22 protein-coding genes are annotated in these 18,986 nt (G+C 69.3%); 11 read left to right on the forward strand and 11 right to left on the reverse strand.

The genetic code is table 11. The features are described from left to right. Window positions 1–10: 10 nt before the first annotated feature. The 3 genes from ACQPYY_RS11990 to ACQPYY_RS12000 are packed head-to-tail and all read left to right on the forward strand — an operon-like array spanning window position 11 to window position 2,354. Window positions 11–799, forward strand: coding sequence for an AfsA-related hotdog domain-containing protein (locus ACQPYY_RS11990; RefSeq protein ID WP_433593783.1), 789 nt, complete (start codon window positions 11–13; stop codon window positions 797–799). Then, on the forward strand, window positions 796–1,515 hold the full coding sequence (locus tag ACQPYY_RS11995; RefSeq protein ID WP_433593784.1) for an HAD family hydrolase: 720 nt from the start codon (window positions 796–798) through the stop codon (window positions 1,513–1,515). The genes ACQPYY_RS11990 and ACQPYY_RS11995 overlap by 4 nt, the downstream gene beginning before the upstream one ends. Continuing rightward, on the forward strand, window positions 1,509–2,354 hold the full coding sequence (locus ACQPYY_RS12000; protein WP_433593785.1) for a hypothetical protein: 846 nt from the start codon (window positions 1,509–1,511) through the stop codon (window positions 2,352–2,354). The genes ACQPYY_RS11995 and ACQPYY_RS12000 overlap by 7 nt, the downstream gene beginning before the upstream one ends. A gap of 6 nt (window positions 2,355–2,360) precedes the next feature. Here the strand turns inward: ACQPYY_RS12000 and ACQPYY_RS12005 are convergent, their stop codons facing one another. After that, window positions 2,361–2,786, reverse strand: coding sequence for a DoxX family protein (locus ACQPYY_RS12005; protein ID WP_433593786.1), 426 nt, complete (start codon window positions 2,784–2,786; stop codon window positions 2,361–2,363). A 144-nt stretch (window positions 2,787–2,930) separates the two neighbouring features. Between ACQPYY_RS12005 and ACQPYY_RS12010 the strand changes: the two genes are divergently transcribed. After that, a complete protein-coding gene (locus ACQPYY_RS12010) occupies window positions 2,931–3,593 on the forward strand; it encodes a hypothetical protein (protein ID WP_433593787.1) in 663 nt (220 codons plus the stop codon). A 76-nt stretch (window positions 3,594–3,669) separates the two neighbouring features. Then, window positions 3,670–4,326 carry a hypothetical protein gene (locus tag ACQPYY_RS12015; RefSeq protein ID WP_433593788.1) on the forward strand — a complete coding sequence of 219 codons (657 nt, stop codon included), beginning with the start codon at window positions 3,670–3,672 and terminating at the stop codon, window positions 4,324–4,326. Between the two features lie 3 nt (window positions 4,327–4,329). Here the strand turns inward: ACQPYY_RS12015 and ACQPYY_RS12020 are convergent, their stop codons facing one another. After that, window positions 4,330–5,343, reverse strand: a complete 1,014-nt coding sequence (locus ACQPYY_RS12020) for an NADP-dependent oxidoreductase (protein ID WP_433593789.1) — start codon at window positions 5,341–5,343, stop codon at window positions 4,330–4,332. 108 nt (window positions 5,344–5,451) lie between these two features. Between ACQPYY_RS12020 and ACQPYY_RS12025 the strand changes: the two genes are divergently transcribed. Continuing rightward, the gene (locus ACQPYY_RS12025; RefSeq protein WP_379096617.1) at window positions 5,452–6,147 is read left to right on the forward strand and encodes an LmeA family phospholipid-binding protein; all 696 of its coding nucleotides are present in this window, start codon (window positions 5,452–5,454) and stop codon (window positions 6,145–6,147) included. Between the two features lie 66 nt (window positions 6,148–6,213). Here the strand turns inward: ACQPYY_RS12025 and ACQPYY_RS12030 are convergent, their stop codons facing one another. Next, window positions 6,214–6,816, reverse strand: coding sequence for a TetR/AcrR family transcriptional regulator (locus ACQPYY_RS12030; protein ID WP_433593790.1), 603 nt, complete (start codon window positions 6,814–6,816; stop codon window positions 6,214–6,216). An 80-nt stretch (window positions 6,817–6,896) separates the two neighbouring features. Between ACQPYY_RS12030 and ACQPYY_RS12035 the strand changes: the two genes are divergently transcribed. The 4 genes from ACQPYY_RS12035 (at window position 6,897) to ACQPYY_RS12050 (ending at window position 10,737) form a co-directional block, all read left to right on the forward strand. After that, window positions 6,897–7,919, forward strand: a complete 1,023-nt coding sequence (locus ACQPYY_RS12035) for a GlxA family transcriptional regulator (protein ID WP_433593791.1) — start codon at window positions 6,897–6,899, stop codon at window positions 7,917–7,919. 106 nt (window positions 7,920–8,025) lie between these two features. Next, a complete protein-coding gene (locus ACQPYY_RS12040) occupies window positions 8,026–8,991 on the forward strand; it encodes an alpha/beta hydrolase (protein WP_379100171.1) in 966 nt (321 codons plus the stop codon). 30 nt (window positions 8,992–9,021) lie between these two features. After that, entirely contained in the window at window positions 9,022–9,732 is a 711-nt protein-coding gene (locus tag ACQPYY_RS12045; RefSeq protein WP_433593792.1) for an alpha/beta fold hydrolase, read from the forward strand. Window positions 9,733–9,771: 39 nt separating this feature from the next. Further along, the gene (locus ACQPYY_RS12050; protein WP_433593793.1) at window positions 9,772–10,737 is read left to right on the forward strand and encodes a DUF1152 domain-containing protein; all 966 of its coding nucleotides are present in this window, start codon (window positions 9,772–9,774) and stop codon (window positions 10,735–10,737) included. 11 nt (window positions 10,738–10,748) lie between these two features. On the opposite strand, the gene ACQPYY_RS12055 is transcribed toward ACQPYY_RS12050, so the two are convergent. Further along, complete coding sequence (locus ACQPYY_RS12055; RefSeq protein WP_379096632.1) at window positions 10,749–11,360, reverse strand: DUF4126 domain-containing protein; 612 nt, start codon at window positions 11,358–11,360, stop codon at window positions 10,749–10,751. Window positions 11,361–11,589: 229 nt separating this feature from the next. On the opposite strand from ACQPYY_RS12055, the gene ACQPYY_RS12060 reads away from it, so the two are divergent. Next, on the forward strand, window positions 11,590–12,855 hold the full coding sequence (locus tag ACQPYY_RS12060; protein ID WP_433594627.1) for a lipopolysaccharide biosynthesis protein: 1,266 nt from the start codon (window positions 11,590–11,592) through the stop codon (window positions 12,853–12,855). On the opposite strand, the gene ACQPYY_RS12065 is transcribed toward ACQPYY_RS12060, so the two are convergent. The 7 genes from ACQPYY_RS12065 to ACQPYY_RS12095 form a co-directional block, all read right to left on the reverse strand. Next, window positions 12,828–14,045, reverse strand: a complete 1,218-nt coding sequence (locus ACQPYY_RS12065; RefSeq protein WP_433593794.1) for a L,D-transpeptidase — start codon at window positions 14,043–14,045, stop codon at window positions 12,828–12,830. The genes ACQPYY_RS12060 and ACQPYY_RS12065 overlap by 28 nt on opposite strands. A 160-nt stretch (window positions 14,046–14,205) precedes the next feature. Further along, a complete protein-coding gene (locus tag ACQPYY_RS12070) occupies window positions 14,206–15,108 on the reverse strand; it encodes a metallophosphoesterase family protein (protein ID WP_433594628.1) in 903 nt (300 codons plus the stop codon). A gap of 53 nt (window positions 15,109–15,161) precedes the next feature. After that, window positions 15,162–15,659: a cupredoxin domain-containing protein gene (locus tag ACQPYY_RS12075; RefSeq protein ID WP_379096641.1), complete on the reverse strand. Its 498-nt coding sequence runs from the start codon at window positions 15,657–15,659 to the stop codon at window positions 15,162–15,164. Between the two features lie 108 nt (window positions 15,660–15,767). Beyond that, complete coding sequence (locus ACQPYY_RS12080; protein ID WP_433593795.1) at window positions 15,768–16,463, reverse strand: Rieske (2Fe-2S) protein; 696 nt, start codon at window positions 16,461–16,463, stop codon at window positions 15,768–15,770. Beyond that, window positions 16,460–17,032 carry an RNA polymerase sigma factor gene (locus tag ACQPYY_RS12085; RefSeq protein ID WP_433593796.1) on the reverse strand — a complete coding sequence of 191 codons (573 nt, stop codon included), beginning with the start codon at window positions 17,030–17,032 and terminating at the stop codon, window positions 16,460–16,462. Before ACQPYY_RS12085 ends, ACQPYY_RS12080 begins: the two co-directional genes overlap by 4 nt. Window positions 17,033–17,156: 124 nt before the next feature. Next, window positions 17,157–18,302 carry a TDT family transporter gene (locus ACQPYY_RS12090; RefSeq protein WP_433593797.1) on the reverse strand — a complete coding sequence of 382 codons (1,146 nt, stop codon included), beginning with the start codon at window positions 18,300–18,302 and terminating at the stop codon, window positions 17,157–17,159. 80 nt (window positions 18,303–18,382) lie between these two features. Next, complete coding sequence (locus tag ACQPYY_RS12095) at window positions 18,383–18,949, reverse strand: DJ-1/PfpI family protein (protein ID WP_433593798.1); 567 nt, start codon at window positions 18,947–18,949, stop codon at window positions 18,383–18,385. Window positions 18,950–18,986 lie beyond the last annotated feature (37 nt).

The raw sequence follows: 18,986 nt of genomic DNA on the forward strand, positions 1-18,986 counted from the left end.
CGGAGGGAAAATGTCTGTAGCTCAGCTCGATTCAGCGTCCGCGACCGTGGCGGAGGTGGCCGTCGGCGAGGTGCTGCTGGTGGCCGATCGGTTCCGCGGGATCGCCGCGGATGATCGCGCCTTCACCGTGTCCGGTCTGGTGGCCGCGCTGCGCGCGGGTCGCTGGCGGACGGCGGAGGTGCCGCTGACCGTGCGGCTCGGGCAGGGGGTCACCCGCCACGATCTCGACTACGTCGAGCACGTGGCGATCGTGCACGCCCCGGCGGGTTTGCGGGTGGCCGGGGCGGTCGCCGAACCGGCCCCGCGCCACCAGGTGCACAAGTATCAGCACTCGAATGTGCTGCTGGCCGAGCTGGTCCGGGAATCGGAGACCGCGTTCCGGGCGGATCTGCGGATCCACGGCGACAACGAACTACTGCTCGACCATCAGACCGGCGAGCACGTGCAGGGGATCGTGATCGTGGAGGCCGTGCGCCAGCTGTTCCTCGGCGCGTTCGAACTGGAGTACGGCCGCCGCTGGCCCGAACAGCACTTCTACATCGTCTGGAACAGCATCGAATTGGAGTTCAAGTCCTTCCTGTTCCCGCTGCCGGCCACCCTGCACGCCACGCTGACCCCGGTGTCCATCGACGATCCGGGGAAGCTGGAATTCAGCATCGAGGTGGAGGTGCGCCAGCTCGGCCGCGCCGTCGCCACCACCCGCATCGGCTACGCCGCACTGCCCAGCGAGCGCATCTCGCAGATCGAACGGCACAAGGCGGCCAAGGCGATCGCGGCCTACCTCGACGAGGTGGCATGAGCGCGGGCGCGGCGTTCTTCGACGTCGACGAAACCCTGATCACCGTCAAGAGCATGTTCGCGTTCCTGCGGTTCTGGCTGGCCGAGAACGGCGACGACGGCGGCGAATACGCGCGCCTGACCGGGGAGATCCAGCAACGGGCCGCCGCGGGCACACCGCGGGAGGAGGTGAATCGGCACTACTACCGGGCCTATCGCGGAGTCGAGGCCGCGGCGCTGGACGCGGCCGGGCGGCGCTGGTTCGCGGAATTCGCCGCGAGCGACACCGTCTACTACACCGATGCGGTGGAAAGGCTGCGCGCACACCGCGATTCCGGGCACGCCACGGTGCTGCTGTCGGGCTCGTTCGGCGCGGCCGTCGCACCGGTGGCGACGGCGGTCGGGGCCGACCACGTCATCACCACCGTGCCCGTCGCCGACGAGCACGGCGTGCTCACCGGCGAGGTGTGGCGGCCCATGATCGGCGAGGCCAAGGCCGCGGCCGTCACCGAGTTCCTGCGCGAACACGCGATCGCGCGGGAGAACAGTTACGGCTACGGCGATCACGCCAGCGACCTGCCGTTCCTGCGGGCCGTCGCGCACCCCGGCTATCGCGGTGACGACGCGGTGCTCGCCGTCCACGGCACCGGCTGGATCCACCTGTCCGACCGGGTCGGCGCGTCCGTCGACGACCCCGGCCGCCTTCTCTCCGACCAGGAGGTGCTCTCCGTATGGTGACCAAGCGTTATGAACTGACCCCGACCACGCAGGGGCCGCTCTACCCGCCGAGCGAAGTGCTCGACGCGGACGGCGATTTCATCGTCGTGGGATACCTGACCGTCCCGGGGCCCGGCGGCACCGTCACCCGACGCTGGGGGCGGGCCATCGTCGCGGCCGGCACCCCCGTGCCCGCTTTCGGTGGGCTGGCGGCCTACACGATCGTGCGGGAACTGCCCGACGAGTTGTCGGCGGAGGACGCGGCGGGGGTCCTGCACACGCTGCCGCTCCCGCTGCCCGCCAACAACTATCCGGTGGTTTTCGCTCCCGATCAGCTCCCCGAGGCCGCGAGCGTGACGCGGCCGAGCTACCCGTTCCACGAGACGCCCATCCCGGATTTCCGGCCCGAGGACGGACGCAGGCTGACCGGCCCGGTGACCCTGGGGGACTGGCTGCGGGCACGCGGCACCCTGGACGTGACCGTGGACCTGGACGATGCGCGGCAGGCGGAGTTCCGGTTCGAGTTCACCGGGCTCATTCCGGATTCGCTGTACACGGTGATGTCCTTGCGGGCCAAGGACTTGGACCCGGACGCGCCCACCCGGCCCGGGCCGCTGGGCGTGCCCAATGTGTTCGTCACCGACGAGCACGGCACGGCGAGCTATCGTGCGGTGCTGCCCAACCCGTTCCCGGATCCGGCGCTGCCGGGCGCGAACCGCATCATCAGCGTGGTCGTGCTCTGGCAGAGCTACCAGCAGAACTACGGCGGCGCGATAGGGCATTTCGGGCTGGGCGGTGATATCCACGCCCAGCTCAAACTGCCGGACCCGTCCTTCGACGAGTTCCAGACCACCGACTGAGGCCGGTTACCGCGCGGCGCGGTACACCCGTCGCGCGGTGAGCACCAGCGGAATCTGCAGTGGGAGGCGGAGCAGGGCACCGGCTTTCAACGGCAGGGCGCGGTCGCTGCTCAGCCAGTCGTAGGCCATGTACAGGTTGCCGGGGAAGACGGCGACGAAGAGCAGGGCGGCGAGCCGCGCGCCCAGGCCGCGGGTGCGCGGGATCGCGAGCAGGGCGCCCACGGTCAGCTCGGCCGCGCCCGAAACGTGGGTGTAGGCGCGGGGTTCGCCCGGCAGCTGGGGCGGGATCAGGGTGTCGAACGGTTTGGGCATGAGGAAGTGCAGGGTGCCCACACCCAGCAGCAGGCCGGCGAGCGCGAGGGCGCGCCCCCGAATTCCATTGGTGCCGACGGGGTGGATTGTCGCTGGAGAGTGCGACAGATCTGCTGTCATTGGTGCAGCATAACCGGTTGGTATGTATTGCTCGGAGGGCGGCGGGGATCCGCGTTTCCGGGCGGTGTGTCGTCGTCGGCGAGTGGCCGATCACCAAGGGATAGCGCACAATTAGGCTGCCGTCCGGGTCGAGCAGGGGATGTTATGAAGGCGCACAAAGGGCTTGCGATGGCCCTGCTGGTCCTGAGCATGACGATCGGATGCTCGAAGGAGGCCGCCACCCATCCGGCCAACGCGCCCGCTCAGGCGGTTCCGCAGCCCGCGCCCAAACAGAGCAATTCCGCGATCCCGGTCGGGCCCGGACCCCAGGGCACCTACACCGTGCAGGCGCAGCCCGCGCCCGGCAGCTGCCACTACCGCAAGACCGCCGACGGCCAGCCGCTGCCCGACCCGGCCTGCACGCCGGGCGCGCTGAATCCCACAGTGACAGCGGCCAATCTGGCCGACACCATCTGTAAGTCGGGATACACCGCTTCGATTCGGCCCAACAGCACTATCACCGGCCGCGAGAAGACCGAGAACATCAAGTCCTACGGCTACAACGGCGACCCCCGCGACGGCGAGTACGACCACCTCATCTCCCTCGAACTCGGCGGCGACCCCAATGACGCGCACAACCTGTGGGTCGAGCCGCCGTCCCCGGGGCACAAGGACGGGGCGGGGCCGAACAACCCCAAGGACGGCGTCGAGTCCAAGCTGCACACGCTGATCTGCGACGGCAAGGTCGCCCTCAGCGACGCGCAGGTCGCCATCGCGACCGACTGGACGACCGCACTGGCCACGGTGGGCTTCCCTGCCGGCAAGTGAGTGCGGGGCGCGCGTCGGCCCCGGCGTGCCGCCGCGAAACCACCTCACGCTGATGCCACCGGCCTACGATCGAACGATGCCGGCGTCGCAGGACCGCTCGACCATGATCGAGGGCCGGGTCGTGCACAAGCTGAACAACGCCCTGGAGATCACCTTCAGTGTGGGGCCCGAGGACGCGCTGGCCACCGGGGTGCAGGGCGCGGGCAACGGATTCGCGGCCAAGGCCGCCATCCTGTTCGGCTTCAAGAACGGCGGGACCGGCCGCCATCGCATCACCTACGCCGACGGATCGGTGGTGTGGGTGGAGTCCAAGGACTCCGCGCCCACCGTCATCAGCCGCGGTGACGGCACCTCCATCGGCTCGATCCAGCGCGCCGACACCTCCACGGCCGTCGGATCCACGGCGGGAACGCTTTTCCATTTCGTGCCCGACCCGGACGAGCCCCGCACACCCGAACTGTTCCGGCTGCTCGTGCTCGACCGCATGGGCGCGGAGGTCGGCCGGCTCGACGTGGTGCGCACCGCGGGCGGCTGGACCGTGCGCCGGCTCGTGAACGACGTCTACAACGAGTCGTTCTGGTGGGATCGAGCGGGACAGCCGCTGCCGGTGCCGATCCTGGGCACCCGGCTGTGGCTGAAGCACCCGCTCGACCCCGTGGAACGCGATGTGCTGCTGGGGGTGTGCGTGGACATCGCGCTCGGGCTGCGGCCCTACATCACCGCCATGCGCTAGCCGTCAGTCCGCGACCTTGATGATCAGCTTGCCGACGTTCTTGCCGGTGAGCAGACCCTGGAAGGCCTCGACCGCGTTCTCCAGACCGTCGACGATGTCCTCGAGGTAGGTGAGCTTGCCCTCCGCGATCCACTGCGCCGCGGTCGGCCGGAACTCGCCGATCTGATCCCAGAACTCCGACACGATGAAGCCGCGCACGGTCAGGCTCTTGCGCAGGATGTTCGAGGTGAGCAGCGGCAGCCGGTCCGGGCCGGGCGGCAGATCGGTGTCGTTGTAGTTGGCGACCAAGCCGCACAACGGAACCCGGGCATAGGTGTTCAGCCGCGGCAGCACCGCGTCGAACACCGCGCCGCCGACATTCTCGAAGTACACGTCGATGCCGTCCGGGGTGTCGGCGGCCAGCTGCTCGGCGAAATCGGGTGCGCGATGGTCGATCGCGGCATCGAAGCCGAAGCGGTCCCGCAGCAGCGCCACCTTCTCCGGGCCGCCCGCGATGCCGACGGCCCGTGCGCCCTGGATCTTCGCGATCTGGCCGACCGTCGCGCCGACCGGGCCGGTCGCGGCCGCGACCACCACCGTCTCGCCCGGCTTCGGACGGCCGATGGTGAGCAGCCCCGTGTAGGCGGTCAACCCCGGCATGCCGAGCACGCCGAGCGCGGTGGTGAGCGGCGCGGCCGCCGGATCCAGCTTCTGCAACGCCTGCACGTTCTCCACCGAATGCGACTGCCATCCGGCCCAGCCGAGCACGATATCGCCGGGTTGCAGTGCCGGATCGGTGGATTCGATCACCCGCGACACCGCGCCGCCGCACATGGTGTCGCCGACCTCGACCGGCGGCGCGTAGGACGGCGCGTCGCTCATCCGCCCGCGCATGTAGGGGTCCAGCGACAGATACAGCGTCTGCAACAGCGCCTCGCCCGGCCGCGGGGGCTCGAGCTCCACGGTCTCGGTCCGGAAGTTCTCCTGCTCGGGCATCCCGACCGGGCGGGAGGCGAGCACTATGCGGGTGGATTTCATGCGTACATTGTGGCGATTTCGTGGGGATTCGCGCCCGGGTTCGGAGTGCCCGTCCTCGTCACCGGGATTCGCCAGCATGATGGGTGGCATGGCTGAACAGATGAACACATGCGCGGACTGCTGATCCTGCTGGTCGTGCTGGCGATCGCGCTGATCGTCGGCGACCGCGTCGCGGTCGGCATGGCCCAGAACGAGATCGCCCGCCAGATCGCCGCCGATTACAAGCTGCCCGAGCAGCCCAAGGTCACCATCGGCGGATTTCCCTTCCTCACCCAAGCCCTGGATGGCACCTACTCCGACATCGGCATCCGGATCGGTGACTGGAGCGACCCCGATATCTCCGTCCGCGACCTGGACGTCGAGCTCACCAATGTCTCGGCGCCGCTGGGTGATGTCGTCAACAAGCGCACCGAGAACCTCACCGCCGAAACCGCCACCGCCACGGCCCGCGTCCCCTACGACACGGTCCAGCGCTATGCCCCGGCGGGCGTCGAGTCCATCTCCGACAGCCCCGAGGGCCTCCGCGTCGCCGGAACCTTCACCGTGGCCGGTATCCCGGTTCCCGCAACGGTCTTCGTCACCGTGGCTCTCGCCGACACCGGCATCGTCGTGACCCCGACGTCCATCCAAGCGGCGGCGGGTGGCCCCACCCTGTCCCTGGCGGCGCTCAGCGAGTCCCTGACCTTCACCATCCCGCTGGAGAAGCTCCCCTTGGGCGCCCGCCTGACGTCGATCACGCCCGCTTCGGACGGCCTGCACGTCACCGCCGTCGCCCGCACCGTCCGCTTCTCCGACCTGTCCTGAGCCGCTGCCCGGACGGGCCGGAGTCACCGGCCGAACAGCGGCGGCCGCGCCGCCTGTCCGGAGCGTTCAGCTCCGGGGCAGGTCGGCCCAGTCCGGCGGGAGGATTTCGCAGGACACGTAGGCGATTTCGCCGAGACGGGCTGCGGGGACGCCGATCCGGCTCAGCTGGATGAGGCCCTGGGTGGTCATGATGACGCTGGCGCCGAGGGCTGAGAGCAGGGCCTCGTCGGGATGGGGCATGGCCGGGCGGAGCCGGTCTGCCACAGCGGTTTCCATGGCCGTGGTGGTGCGGGTGGCGATGGTGGCCACCTCGGGAATGCGGGTGGCGAGGTGGGCGATGCTGTTGATCATCAGGCAGCCGCGGTGGTCGGGGTGGGCGGCGCAGTCGTCGATGACCGCACGGCAGAGGGTGCGGACGGCGTCGCGCGCGGAGCCGGGAGCCGACTCGACGGTCTCGCGCACGAAGTGGGCGCGCTGCTCGCAGTAGTGCTCGAAGGCGGCCAGGAACAGCCCGCGCTTGCTGGTGTAGGCGGCGTAGATGCTGCCGTTGCCGACACCGGTCGCGCGGGAGACGTCTTCGACCGACGTGGTGTCGAAACCCTTCGCCCAGAAGAGTTCCACCGCGGCGGCGAGCAATGCCTGCTCGTCGAACTGCCGTGGTCTGCCCATGGGGTCACCGTATCAATATCAATCTGCGATCTCGCACACTCGACTTGTTCTGGAGGCTTGACTCCAGAATACTGGTGGACATGTCAGCCAAATCTTCCGATACGAACCGCCGCAGGGTGGGGATCCTCGTCTTCGATGGTGTGAAGATGCTCGACTTCGCCGGTCCCGCCGAGGTCTTCATGGAGGCCAATCAGGCGGTGCACGGCTACGACGTGGTCTTACTGTCCCCGGACGGGCGGGAGGTGCAGACCTCGATCGGCGCGAAGATGGCGGTGAACGGGGCCGCGGCCGAGGCTGGAACCTTCGACACCGTGGTGATCCCGGGCAGTGAGCTGCCCGCCTCGGTGTTCGTGACGCCGGAACTGCGGGCGGCGACCCGGCATCTGTCCGCGCGCACCCGGCGGCTGGTGTCGATCTGCAGCGGGACCGCGGTGCTGGCCGAACTGGGTCTGCTGGACGGGCGACGGGTGACCACGCACTGGAAGTTCGCACCGGACCTGGCCCGCCGATACCCGGCGGTCGAGGTGGACGCCGACGCCATCTTCGTGCGCGACGGAAACCTGTACAGCTCGGCCGGAGTCGCGGCGGGGGTGGATCTGGCGCTCGCGCTGGTGGAGGAGGATCACGGCGCGGATGTGGCGCGGCGGACGGCGCAACTGCTCGTTGTCTACATGCAGCGGGCGGGCGGACAGTCGCAGTTCTCGGCCTCGCTGACCGGTCCGGTGCCGCGCAGCCCGCTGGTGCGCCGGGTCGTCGATCTGATCTGCGCGGATCCGGCCTTCCCGCACACCGTGCAGACCCTGGCCGCGCACGCACAGGTCAGCGTCCGGCATCTGACCCGGCTGTTCCGGACCGAACTCGAACGCTCCCCGGCCGAATACGTGGCCTTCATCCGCTTCGGCGTCGCCCGGGACCTGCTGCACGCCGGGTCCACGGTGACCGAAGCGGCCATGATCGCGGGCTACGGCAGTGGTGAGGCGCTGCGCCGGGCCTTCGTTGCGCGCCTGGGCGTTTCGCCGCGCAGCTACCAGCAGCGGTTCCGGACGACCGGGTCCGCTAGCTGGGCGGATGACCAGGAATCGGCGGTCGCGGCCGTGTCCTGAATCGTGGATTTCGCGGCCGGTAGGGCGGGGCGCCGCGAGGTGTTTCCGGACGAAAATGACTACCGTGGCGCCTGCCCCCATTCCCGGCGTCGCGGAAAGGATCATCATGTCCGGAAACCCGCACCACCTCTCGCTCGAACCGGCCGCCCAGGAGTTCGTGGACGCCACCTCCCAGCCGCCGTTCCTGTACCAGCTGCCCCCCGAGGAGGGTCGCAAAGCCGTTGACTCGGTGCAGGATTCGCCCATCTTCAAGCCCGAGATCGACGAGGAGTGGATCACCGTCGAGGGCGGTCCCACCGGGTCGGTGCGCGCCCGCATCGTCAAGCCGCAGGGCGTGACCGAGCCGCTGCCGGTCATCGTCTACACCCACGGCGCGGGCTGGGTCTTCGGCGACGCGCACACCCACGACCGGCTGGTGCGCGACCTCGCGGTCGGCGCGCGGGCGGCCGTCGTGTTCCCCGAATACGATCGCTCGCCGGACGTGAAGTACCCGGTCGCCAACGAGCAGTCGTATCGAATCGCGCAGTGGGTCACCACCGATGGCGCGAGCAAGGGCCTCGACGCCACGCGGCTCGCCGTCGCCGGCGACTCGGTCGGCGGCAATATGGCCATCGCGCTGACCCTCATGGCCAAGGAACGCGGCGACGTCACCTTCGCCCAGCAGGTGCTGTTCTACCCGGTCACCGACGCCAACTTCGACACCGGCTCCTACCGGCAGTTCGCCGAGGGCTACTTCCTGACCCTCGACGGCATGAAGTGGTTCTGGGACCAGTACACGACCAGCGCCGAGGACCGCGCCCGCATCGACGTCTCGCCGCGTCGCGCCACCGCCGACCAGCTCGCCGGACTGCCGCCCGCCCTCGTCATCACCGCCGAGGCCGACGTGCTGCGCGACGAGGGCGAGGCGTACGCCGCGAACCTGCGCGCCGCCGGCGTCCCCGTCACCCAGGTCCGGTACGGCGGCATCATCCACGACTTCGTCATGGTCAACGCCCTGCACGACACGCACGCCGCGAAAGCCGCTGTGGCCCAGGCCGTCGCGACGTTGCGCGCGGCGCTGTACCCGGCCTGACCACCGACCTCGAGCTCAGGAGCACACCGTATGACCACAACCCCGACCGTCGTCCTGGTGCACGGGGCCTTCGCCGAATCCTCCAGCTGGAACGGCGTCATCGACATCCTTGCCGCCGAGGGCATTCCGGTCCTCGCGGCAGCCAACCCCCTGCGCGGACTCACCTCCGATGCCGACTACATCGCCTCGGTCGTCGACAGCGTCGACGGCCCGGTGGTGCTGGCCGGTCACTCCTACGGCGGCAGCGTCATCAGCGTTGCCGCCCAAGGGAAGTCGCAGGTCACCGCGCTCGTCTACGTGGCGGCCTTCATTCCCGAGATCGGTGAGAGCGCACTGGAACTGACCGGCAAGTTCCCGGGCTCCACCCTCGGCCCGACCACCCGCCCCGCGACCTATCACCGGGCCGACGGCAGCGAAGCCGCCGAACTCTACATCCGCCGGGAAGAGTTCCCCCAGCAGTTCGCCGCCGACGTCCCCACCGCCGCCACCATGGCGGTGACCCAGCGCCCGGTCGCCGTCGCCGCCCTGGAGGAACCGGCCGCGGCCGCCGCCTGGCGAACCATCCCGGCCTTCGCCCTGCTCACCACCGCCGACAAGAACATCCCCGTCGAGGCCCAGCGTTTCATGGCCGAACGCGCCGGGGCCGACACCACCGAGGTCGACGCCTCCCACGCCGTCAGTGTCTCCCGCCCCGACGCGGTCGCCGACCTCATCCTGCGCGCGGTCCGCCACAACCTCTGAGCCCCCTTCCCGACACGAAGCGTGCCTACACTGGGCCCGGTGTCAGCGCCTACCTTGTTCGATACTCCGGTCCTGCATCGACTGCGGGACTGTGAGCGGGTTCTGATCGCCGGGGCCGGTGGAGGTTTCGACGTGCTCAGCGGGCTGCCGATCGCGCTGTCCCTGATCGAGCGGGGGCGCACGGTGTTCCTGGCGAATCTGACCTTCACCGCCGCGAAGCGCACATCGGCGGTGGAGGTCGGACCAGGGGTTTTCGACGCGCGGCCGGATTCCGATGGGCCGCGGCCCTATTTTCCGGAGAAGCATCTCGCCGCGTGGTTGGCCGAGCGGGGATATGGGGACCGGGTGTACCTGATCAAGAAGGGTGGGACGAAGGCGGTTCGCGCCGCTTATCGGTGGCTGGCAGACGAATTGGGCGTCGACGGGGTCGTATTGGTCGATGGCGGGACCGATCTGCTGATGACCGGGGACGAGGCCGGACTGGGGACGCCGGTCGAGGACATCACCAGTCTGCTGGCGGTGCATGCGCTGGATGTGCCGGTGAAGACGGTGGCGTGTGTCGGGTTCGGGGTGGACGCGCATCACGGGCTGTGCCACGCGCATTTCCTCGAGAACGTGGCAGCGCTGGCCACAATGGGTGCCTACCAAGGTGTTTTCGGTTTGACGCCGGGGATTCGGGCCGTGGACGAGTGGCTCGACGCGGTGGCGTACGTGCAGGGGAACACGCCTGATCGGGAGAGCATCGTGTGTGCGTCCATCACCGATGCGGCGCGCGGGGAGTTCGGGGATCACCGGTCGGTGCCGCGGACTCGGAGCGGGGACTACGAGCTGTTCATCAACCCGCTCATGTCGATGGTGTGGGGGTTCGACCTGGACGCCGTCGCGGGACAGGTGTTGTACCGCAACGAGATCGAGGATGCGGCGACACCGTACGACGTCGCGGCCGCCATCGAGGCGTTTCGCGATCGGATCCCGCTACGGGCCAGGCGCGCGATTCCCGGCTGACGAAGCGGGGGTCACGGCTGGAGCCGGTCCGGTTCGCGGTCCTTGCGGGCTCGCCGGGCGCGGAGCCAGCGCCGGGCTCGGAAAGCCAACCAGCCCAGGAAGATGAGCAGCAGCAGGATGGCGGCGAAGGCGAGGACGGGGACGGCCAGGGCCAGGACAGTCAGGAGCAGGGAGGTGCCGTCCTCGGCGGTGGAGACCACCGGATTGCCCACGCCCGCGGTGGTTCCCGTGACGAAGGGGCGCGCCACCGTGCGGCCCGCGTGGACGCTGCCCGCGGTGACCGCGCCCAGGATGGCGGCGACGGCGGGCGGGAGGTTCGCGGAGATGCTGGTCTCGGCGGTGAAGAGGATCGCGCCGGAGGCGGGCGCCACGAGGGTGCCGATGGCGTGCAGGACCGAGTCGATGGCGGGGATCTTGTCACCGATGAGGTCGAAGACCAGCAGCAGGGCGATCACGATCAAGGCCGGGGTGGAGGAGAGCCAGCCGTAGGAGGAGCCGAGGTCGATCCAGCCCATGCGGTCGGCGACGCCCACCACCAGCAGGGGAAGCCAGGCATTGAGCCCCGCCGCGCCCGACAATCCGAACGCGCCGAGGATCGCTCCGACGGCCGATGTGATCTCCATGGGGACCAGTGTGCAGGCAGCGGGGGAGGGCGGCCGGTATTTGGGGCGGTCGCGGGTCCGGTTGCGGGACTGAACGGTTCATTTGAACAGGGCGTTACGGTTTCCCCGCTCCGGGCGGGATCGAGTGGCGGGGTGGGTGGCGCGGCGGGAGAATTTCGTCGTCCGCCCGGGGTGTGCGGTCGGGGAGAGAGGGACCGCTATGGCGGATCGGCGATACCTGGGTGGCGCGTTGGTCGGACGCGTGCGGGCGAAGGTGGCCGAGGACGGGCTGCTGCCGGTCCTGCGGGACATCGGGTTCGTCAGCCTCGGGAAGTACGGGCAGTTCCTGGTGACCGCGGTGACGGTGCCGCTGACCGCGCGGATGCTCGGGGTGAGCGGCGTCGGGCTGCTGGCCATCGGGATGTCGGCGTACTTCCTCGGATCGCTGGTCGTGGATCTCGGGATCAACACCTTCCTGGCCGCGCTGCTCGGGGATGAAGGACTCGATGAACTGCGGGGGAGCTACCTCGCGGTGCGGGCGGCCGGGCTCGGCGCGCTCGGGGTGGCGCTGGCGGCTGGACTGTCGTTCGGTGCCGGAGCACATCTGCGGATGATCCTGCTCGGATTGTTCGTCGGCGGGTTCCTGTCGATGTCCGAGGACTGGCTGCTGGTGGGGCAGGCCAGATTCGGGGCCTCGATGTCGTATCAGATCGCCGGGCGGGTGGTGTATCTCGTGCTGCTGGTCGGGGTGCTGCCACGGCTGCCGCACGCCGAGGTGGTCCTGGTGTGCCTGCTGCTGTCGTCCGCGGTGACGGTCGCGCTGACCTGGTGGGATGCGAACAAGCGGTTCGGGAAACCCGGGCGGCCGAGCAAGGTGGCGATGATCCTGCGCAAGGGCGCGCCCGTGCTGGCCTCCCGGCTGCTGGTGACCAGTTACGGGCAGGGGACGGCCACCGTGTACTCGTCGGTGCTCGACGCCGCCTCGCTCGGGTTGTATTCGGCGGGGGACAAACTCGTGCGCGCCACCCAGTCCCTGCTGGATCCGATCGGGCTGGCGCTACTGCCCCGGATGGCACGCGAGCGCACCGACCCGGGCTTCTGGCGGCACGAGCTGCGCGCCCTGGCCGCCTGCGTGATGGTGGCAGCCGTTGCGGTGGCGGGGATTTGGATCGCCGCGCCGCTCGCGGTGCGGGTCATCTACGACGACGAATTCCGCGCCGTGGTACCGATGCTGCGGGTCGAGGTGTGCATCCTGGTCGCCACCGCCACCACCTCGTTCGTCACCACCGCGATCCTGCCCGTCCGCCAGGACACCGTCGGCATCATGATCGGCGCGGTGATCGGGACCGCGGTGGCGGCCACCGCCCTGCTGCTCACCCTGCGCACCCACTCGGTGTGGACGCTGGTGTGGGGCACGGTGGCCGCCGAATTCTGTGTCGCGGCCTGGTATCTCGCGCGCACCGGGCAACTGGCCGCGCGCGAGCGGCGTCAGCCGGCGCTACCGGCCAGCCACTGATCCCACGGCAGCGTCCAGTCGCCGTTCTGCCACACCTCCAGGGTCGCCCCGCCGGTGTTGTGCACCTCCACCACATCGCCGGGCTGCGCGAAGTTGAAGAACCACTGCGCGTTCTCGGCACTGAGGTTGAGGCAGCCGTGCGAGAGGTTGGTATTGCCCTGCGCCCACACCGTGGAGTCCAGCTGATGCAGGTAGATGCCGTCGGTGCTGATGCGGGTCGCCCAGCCGATGGTCTCCTTGTACCCGAGCCGCGAGTTGATCGGCAGCCCGTACGACGAGGAGTCCATGATCACCGGGTTGGCCTTGTCCATCACCGTGTAGGTGCCGGGCATGGTCCAGAACGTGAACGTCTTGCCCGCGACGGTCTCCGATCCGCCGCGCCCCATGGAGGTGGGCATGGTGCGGATCAGCTGACCGTTCTCGAACACCTGCACCTGTTTGGTGTTGTCGTCGGCGATGGACACATGCGAGGGCCCGATCACGAAGCGCGACTTCGCGTCCTCCTGACCGAACAGCCCGTTGCCGACCTCCACGCCGTACAGGTTGGCCGCCACGTTCACCTTGGTGCCCGTCTTCCAGTACTCCTTGGGCCGCCAGTGCGCATTGCGGTTGTCCAGCCAGTACCAGGAGCCCTCCACCGGCGGATCGGTGGTGACGACCAGTCGCTTCTGCGCGGCCGCCCGGTCCGGGATGTCCTCGTCGAAGTGCGCGACGATGACCATGCCCACGCCGTAGCTGTTGCCGTCGACGATGGCCTGCCCGCCCGTGGTGTTCAGGTACACCTTCGTCTGGTTCTTCGGGTTGATGGTGGTGAAGGTGGAGGTGATCGGCCCGGTGGGACCGGTCACATCGACGCCGGAAGCCTTCAGCGTGTAGGTGCGGCCGTAGCCGAGCTGGTCATTGGGCTTCCACGCGGTCTTGTCCGGCGTGTAGGTGCCCTCGATGACCTTGCCGTCGTCGTTGGTGAGCACGACGTCGGTCAGCACGCCCCCGGTGGTGCTCACCTTCACCGGCGCCGACGGATCCACCTTGTCCGAGCCCGGCGCGGGCGACACCACGATGGACTGCTCGACCGGCGTGCGCGGACCGACCTTCCCGCTCGGGAGATTGGACGAGCACGCCGCCAGCACCAGCGTGAGCGTGACCAATACGCTCGCTGCGGCGTTCGTCCGAAAACGGCGGGGTGGCATGGCTTCCCTCCTGTAATCGCCGTGCGCCGCATCGCTGCACAGCATCTTGTTACTGCCCAGCGTAGTAGATTACTCGCCGTTTTCGATCTTCCAGCACGAGGTCATCCCTGTGAAATGACACCGATGTGAGACCCGCGAGCGACACGCCGGTCGGCAGTGGTCATTTCAGCGCCTGTTCCTTGATAGCGAGTTGCTGTCGCCCCTTCTGGAAGGTCACCTCGCGAATTCCCAGCGCCTGGTGCAGCTTGCCCGCGGGCAGCGTCACCGGTTTGGGCGCGGGCCCGTCGCCGGGTTTTGGTAGGGGATAGGCGGTGGTGGTGCCGCTGTAGAAGGTGACATTGCCCTCGGTCTTCGTGAACAGCTGGTGCACATGGCCGTTGAGGCAGGTGACCGACGAGAACCGCCGCAGGTAGCTGAGCGCCTGCGTGGCATCGTCTGTGCCCCAGCCCCATTGGGGGTACATGGCGAACAGCGGGATGTGGCTGAACACGATGATCGGTGTGTCGCTGGACAACCCGGCCACATCATTCCGGACGAAGTCGAGCTGATCCTGCCCGAGATGGCCGAGGTCCTTCAGGTTGAGCGTATTGACCAACCCGATCACGTGTACGCCCGCGATATCGAAGCTGTACCAGCCGTCACCGCGCGTGCCGTTACCGAAGACTGACCGGTATCGAGAGCCGCCATCATCACTCGAATCATGTTCTCCCGGAACCGTGAACACGTGCGGCGTCGACAACCCGCCCATCATCTGCTTGACCTGATCGAACTGCTCCGCCGTCGCCAGGTGGGTCAGATCACCGGTGTGGATCACGAAATCGGGCTGATAGCCCAGCGAGTTCACCTGCGAGATGGCCTCGGAGAAGGTGTCGGTGACACCGGTGTTCGCGGTCCCGGTGAACCCGATGTGGCTGTCGCTGACCTGTGCGAACCGCAGCGTCGGCCGGGCCGGGGCGGCCGACGCGCCGCCCGCCACGTGCGACACCACCTCGCCGCCCACCACCGCCAGGCCCACCGCCGCGCCGAACCAGGCACTGTGCCGCATGAGCTGGCGGCGGGTCATCCGCTGCGGATCGCGGGAGTCTTCCTCGTAGTCGTCGCCGGGGAGATCGGTGCTCACGGCGTCACCACCACGGTCGCGTGCATGAACGGATGGATCGAGCAGACGTAGGCGAAGGTGCCCGGCTTGGGGAAAGCGAATGTGTAGGTCGCGCCCGTGCCCAGCGTCGGCGAGCGGAAGCTTCCGTCGTTCGCCACGACGGTGTGCGGCTCCTCGTCCTTGTTGGTCCAGGTCACGGTGGTCCCGGCCGTGACGGTCAGCGAGCTGGGTCCGAACGCGAAATTGTCGATGGCGACGGCATCGGGCCCGGCCGGCGCCGCGGGTTTCCCGGCGGCGGAGGTGCCCGCCGCCGAGGTCATCCCGGGCATGGCCGGGCCCCCGCCGTCCGGCACCATGCCGGGCGTGGCGGTGCCGGAAGCGAAGGTGAATCCGGGCGCGGCCGGGTCCGCGGCTTTTCCGCCGCCGGGGGAGCCGCACGCGGTCGCGGTGAGCAGGGCCGCCGCGGCGACCCCGAGGGCGACGGCTACGCGTCGCGGGCTGCGGGTGGGTCTCATGAATCCGGTCCTCCGTCCGGGATGGGTCCGTTCGCTGCTGCGAACCGGTCATCCATGGATAGGGGAGCGGGTTACACGGGAACCGTTGCGCCTGAACGCCATTGACCCTCAGGCGGGCTCGGTGGGCGCGAATACCTCGATGGTGCCGTGGTGCTCGCGCACCTGGACCAGCGGCAGCGGCGCCGGCGCCACCGGCAGCTGATGGGTGACCACCTGACCCTCGATCGAGAACGACGTCGAATGGCAGGGGCAGCGCAGCCGTTCGGCCGGGGCGTCCAGCCACAGCTTGCAGCCCTGATGGGTGCACACGCCCGACACCGCGACCGGATTCCCCTTGTCGCGGCGCACGAATCCGTTCACCGTCCCCACGTCGAAGGCCACCGTCGCGCCCTCCGGCAGATCCGCGGACCGCGCGATCGGCAGCCACACACCGGAATTGGGCGACAGCGGCGTCTGCTGCGCGGCAGGCGGCGAACCCTCCTGGCCGTGTCCGAGCAGGGTGCGATCCACGACCGCGCCGACCGTGGCGGCGGCCGCGGCGGCCGAGGTCCCGATCAGCAGATTGCGGCGGCGATACCCGGTGGGCGACGCCGATTCCGGCTCCGGTTCCTCCATCTCGGCGGCCAGCCGCCGGTGCAGGCCGCTCAGGAACTCCTCGCTGGGCGCGTCACTGCCCAGCCGGGCGGCGCGCAGCTCGATGGCCGCGCGCATCTCCTCGGCCTCGGCCTCGCCGGGGGTGAATCCCGTGGACCGCTTGCCCGCCAGTAGTTCGTCGACGAACCGCCGCACATCCCGCCCGCTCACCGCACACCTCGCTCAGTCAGCTGGGCCGCCATCTGCACCGCCCGATGCTGCAACACCTTCGCATTCGCCACCGTCACCCCGAGGGTCTGCGCCGATTCCCGGATCGAGAGACCTTGCAGGAACCGCAGTTCCAGGATCCGGCGGTAGCGGTCCGGGAGTTCGGACAACACCGCCTTCGCGCGCGCCTCGGCGCCCGAGTCGTGGAACTCCTCCGGCGGATCGTCGGCGATGTCGCCGTCGATGGTGGTGATCTCCCGGCCCATGCGGGCCTTCCAGTGCGCGGCCAGCACGGTGCGGGCGGTGGTCCGCAGGTAGGCCCGCACCTCGGGGACGCTGGCCGTCATGCGCAGCGGTTTCAATGCCGCGGTGAACACCTCGGCGGTCAGATCCTCGGCATCGGGCCGGTTGCCGACCTTGCCGAACATCAACGCGTACACCCACGTCGCGTTGTCGCGGTACACCGCTTCCCAGCCGGGGTAGCTGTCACCGGACACCAGCCGCAACTCCCGACCCGAGCCGGAACTTGCGTCGGGCTGCGTCCGGCGCTCGGATTCGACCCGTCGCACCATGAACCGCCGCTTCCCGCATCCATCGAAGAGCTCGACGCGTGTTCACGTCTGTCAGTAGATAGCGGGCGGGGTTACAGCGCGGCCGTTTCGACCGGATCGGGCACGATCGGTCCCGGACCGTGCCCTAGCGGGCGGGCCGCAGCAGCTCGCCCAGCACCAGCCCGCGGACGGTCTTCGCGGCCACGACCAGCCAGGCGGCGACCAGCAGCGCGTAGAGGGCCACGGCGGTGACCGCGAACAGATCCGCGCCGGTGTGGCCGTAGAGGGCGGTGCTGCCGGTGACACAGCAGCCGAGCGGGAAGGTGAAGCCCCACCAGGTCAGGTTGAACGGCATCGAGGTGCGGGCGTGCCAGGTGACCGCGACCGCCAGGGCCAGCCACAGCATGGCGAATCCCCAGGTGGGAACGCCGAACAGCACGGTGAAGACATCCATGCCGGCGGCGGTGCGCTCATCCACCGCGCCGGGGGCGACACCGGCCAGCGCGCTCGCGGCGGTCACCGACTGGCCCAGCGGGCCCAGCACCAGCCACACGGTCGCGACCATCCCCGCGGGCGGCAGCCCGTGATGCAGCAGCCGCGACCAGATCAGGGTGATGGTGACCAGCGAGGCGATCAGGCTCAGGCCGAACATGGCCAGGCACGCCACGAACATGGTCAGCCGGGCCTGCCCGGCGGGAGTGTGCGGCACCAGCAACGCGCCCAGCGCCGCCGACACCATGGGCGGCACCACCGGCATGAGCCAGCCGCCGAACGCCGAATCGGGGTCGAAGTGGTGCCGGGTGATCATCCGATAGGGGATGCTCGCCGCGGTCAGCAGTCCGAGAACCGTTCCCGCCGACCACAACACCCAGTCGACGGTCACGGCGGCGGACAACCCGATGACGTCCTTGCCCAGCATCAGGGTGCCCGCGCCGACGGTCATCAACGCCATGGGCGCGGCGCCGTAGAACTGCATCATCACCGGATGCATCCCGTGCCCGCGGGCCTCCTCGGGATAGCGCCGCCAGTGCAGCACCCACGCCCCGGCCAGGACGATCAGGATCAGCGAGGCCAGCGCCCACGCGAGAGTCGCGGCGCCCCGCAATCCGGGGAACCGCATCGGCAGGGTCGCCGCCGCGTTCCCGATGATCCCGGTCCCCATCACCACGGCGAACCAGTTCGGCGCCAGGTATCGCAGCGGCTCCCGGCCACCCGAACGTTCCGCGGTCGTCGTACCCACGCGGGCGGCGGTCGCGGCGGGAACGGTTCGGCGGAAGGTCACGGTGGTCATGCCTCCACCTTGGCCCGACCGCACTTCCGCCGGTAGCAGGCATATTCCGATGGATGCATAGACTCGGTCTATGCCCTGGTTCAGTGAACCGATGGGGCCGCCTTGCGCAGGACCTCCAGGAACGCGCGCATCCACTGCGGATGGTCGGGCCAGGCGCGGCCGGTGATCAGATTGCCGTCGACGTGATCCGGGCTGTCGACCCAGCGGGCGCCCGCGGCGGCGATATCCGGTTCCAGGGCCGGGTAGGCGCTCGACGAGCGATCGCGCAGCACCCCGGCCGCGGCGAGGATGAGCGGGCCGTGGCACAGGGCGGCGATCGGCTTGTCGGCCTGGGCGAAGTGCTGGACGATGCGCCGGCAGTCCGGGTCGCCGCGTAGATACTCGGGCGCGCGGCCGCCGGGCACCACCAGGGCGGCGTACTCGGCCGGATCGACCTCGCCGAACGCCAGATCGGCGGGCCAGGTGCGGCCGAGCTTCTCGGTGTAGGTGTCGAAGCCCGAAGTGAAATCGTGGACCACGAACTGGAGTTGTTTGCGTGCGGGAGCCGCGATGTCGACCTCGTACCCCTCCTCCAGCAGGCGCTGGTACGGGTACATGACTTCGAGGTCTTCGGCGGCATCGCCGGTGATCAAGAGCACCTTCGTCATGGCGCACCTCCCAGTCGATGGTATCGGGATCGGCTGC

Source organism: Nocardia sp. CA-145437, assembly GCF_050956485.1.
Taxonomy (GTDB): domain Bacteria; phylum Actinomycetota; class Actinomycetes; order Mycobacteriales; family Mycobacteriaceae; genus Nocardia.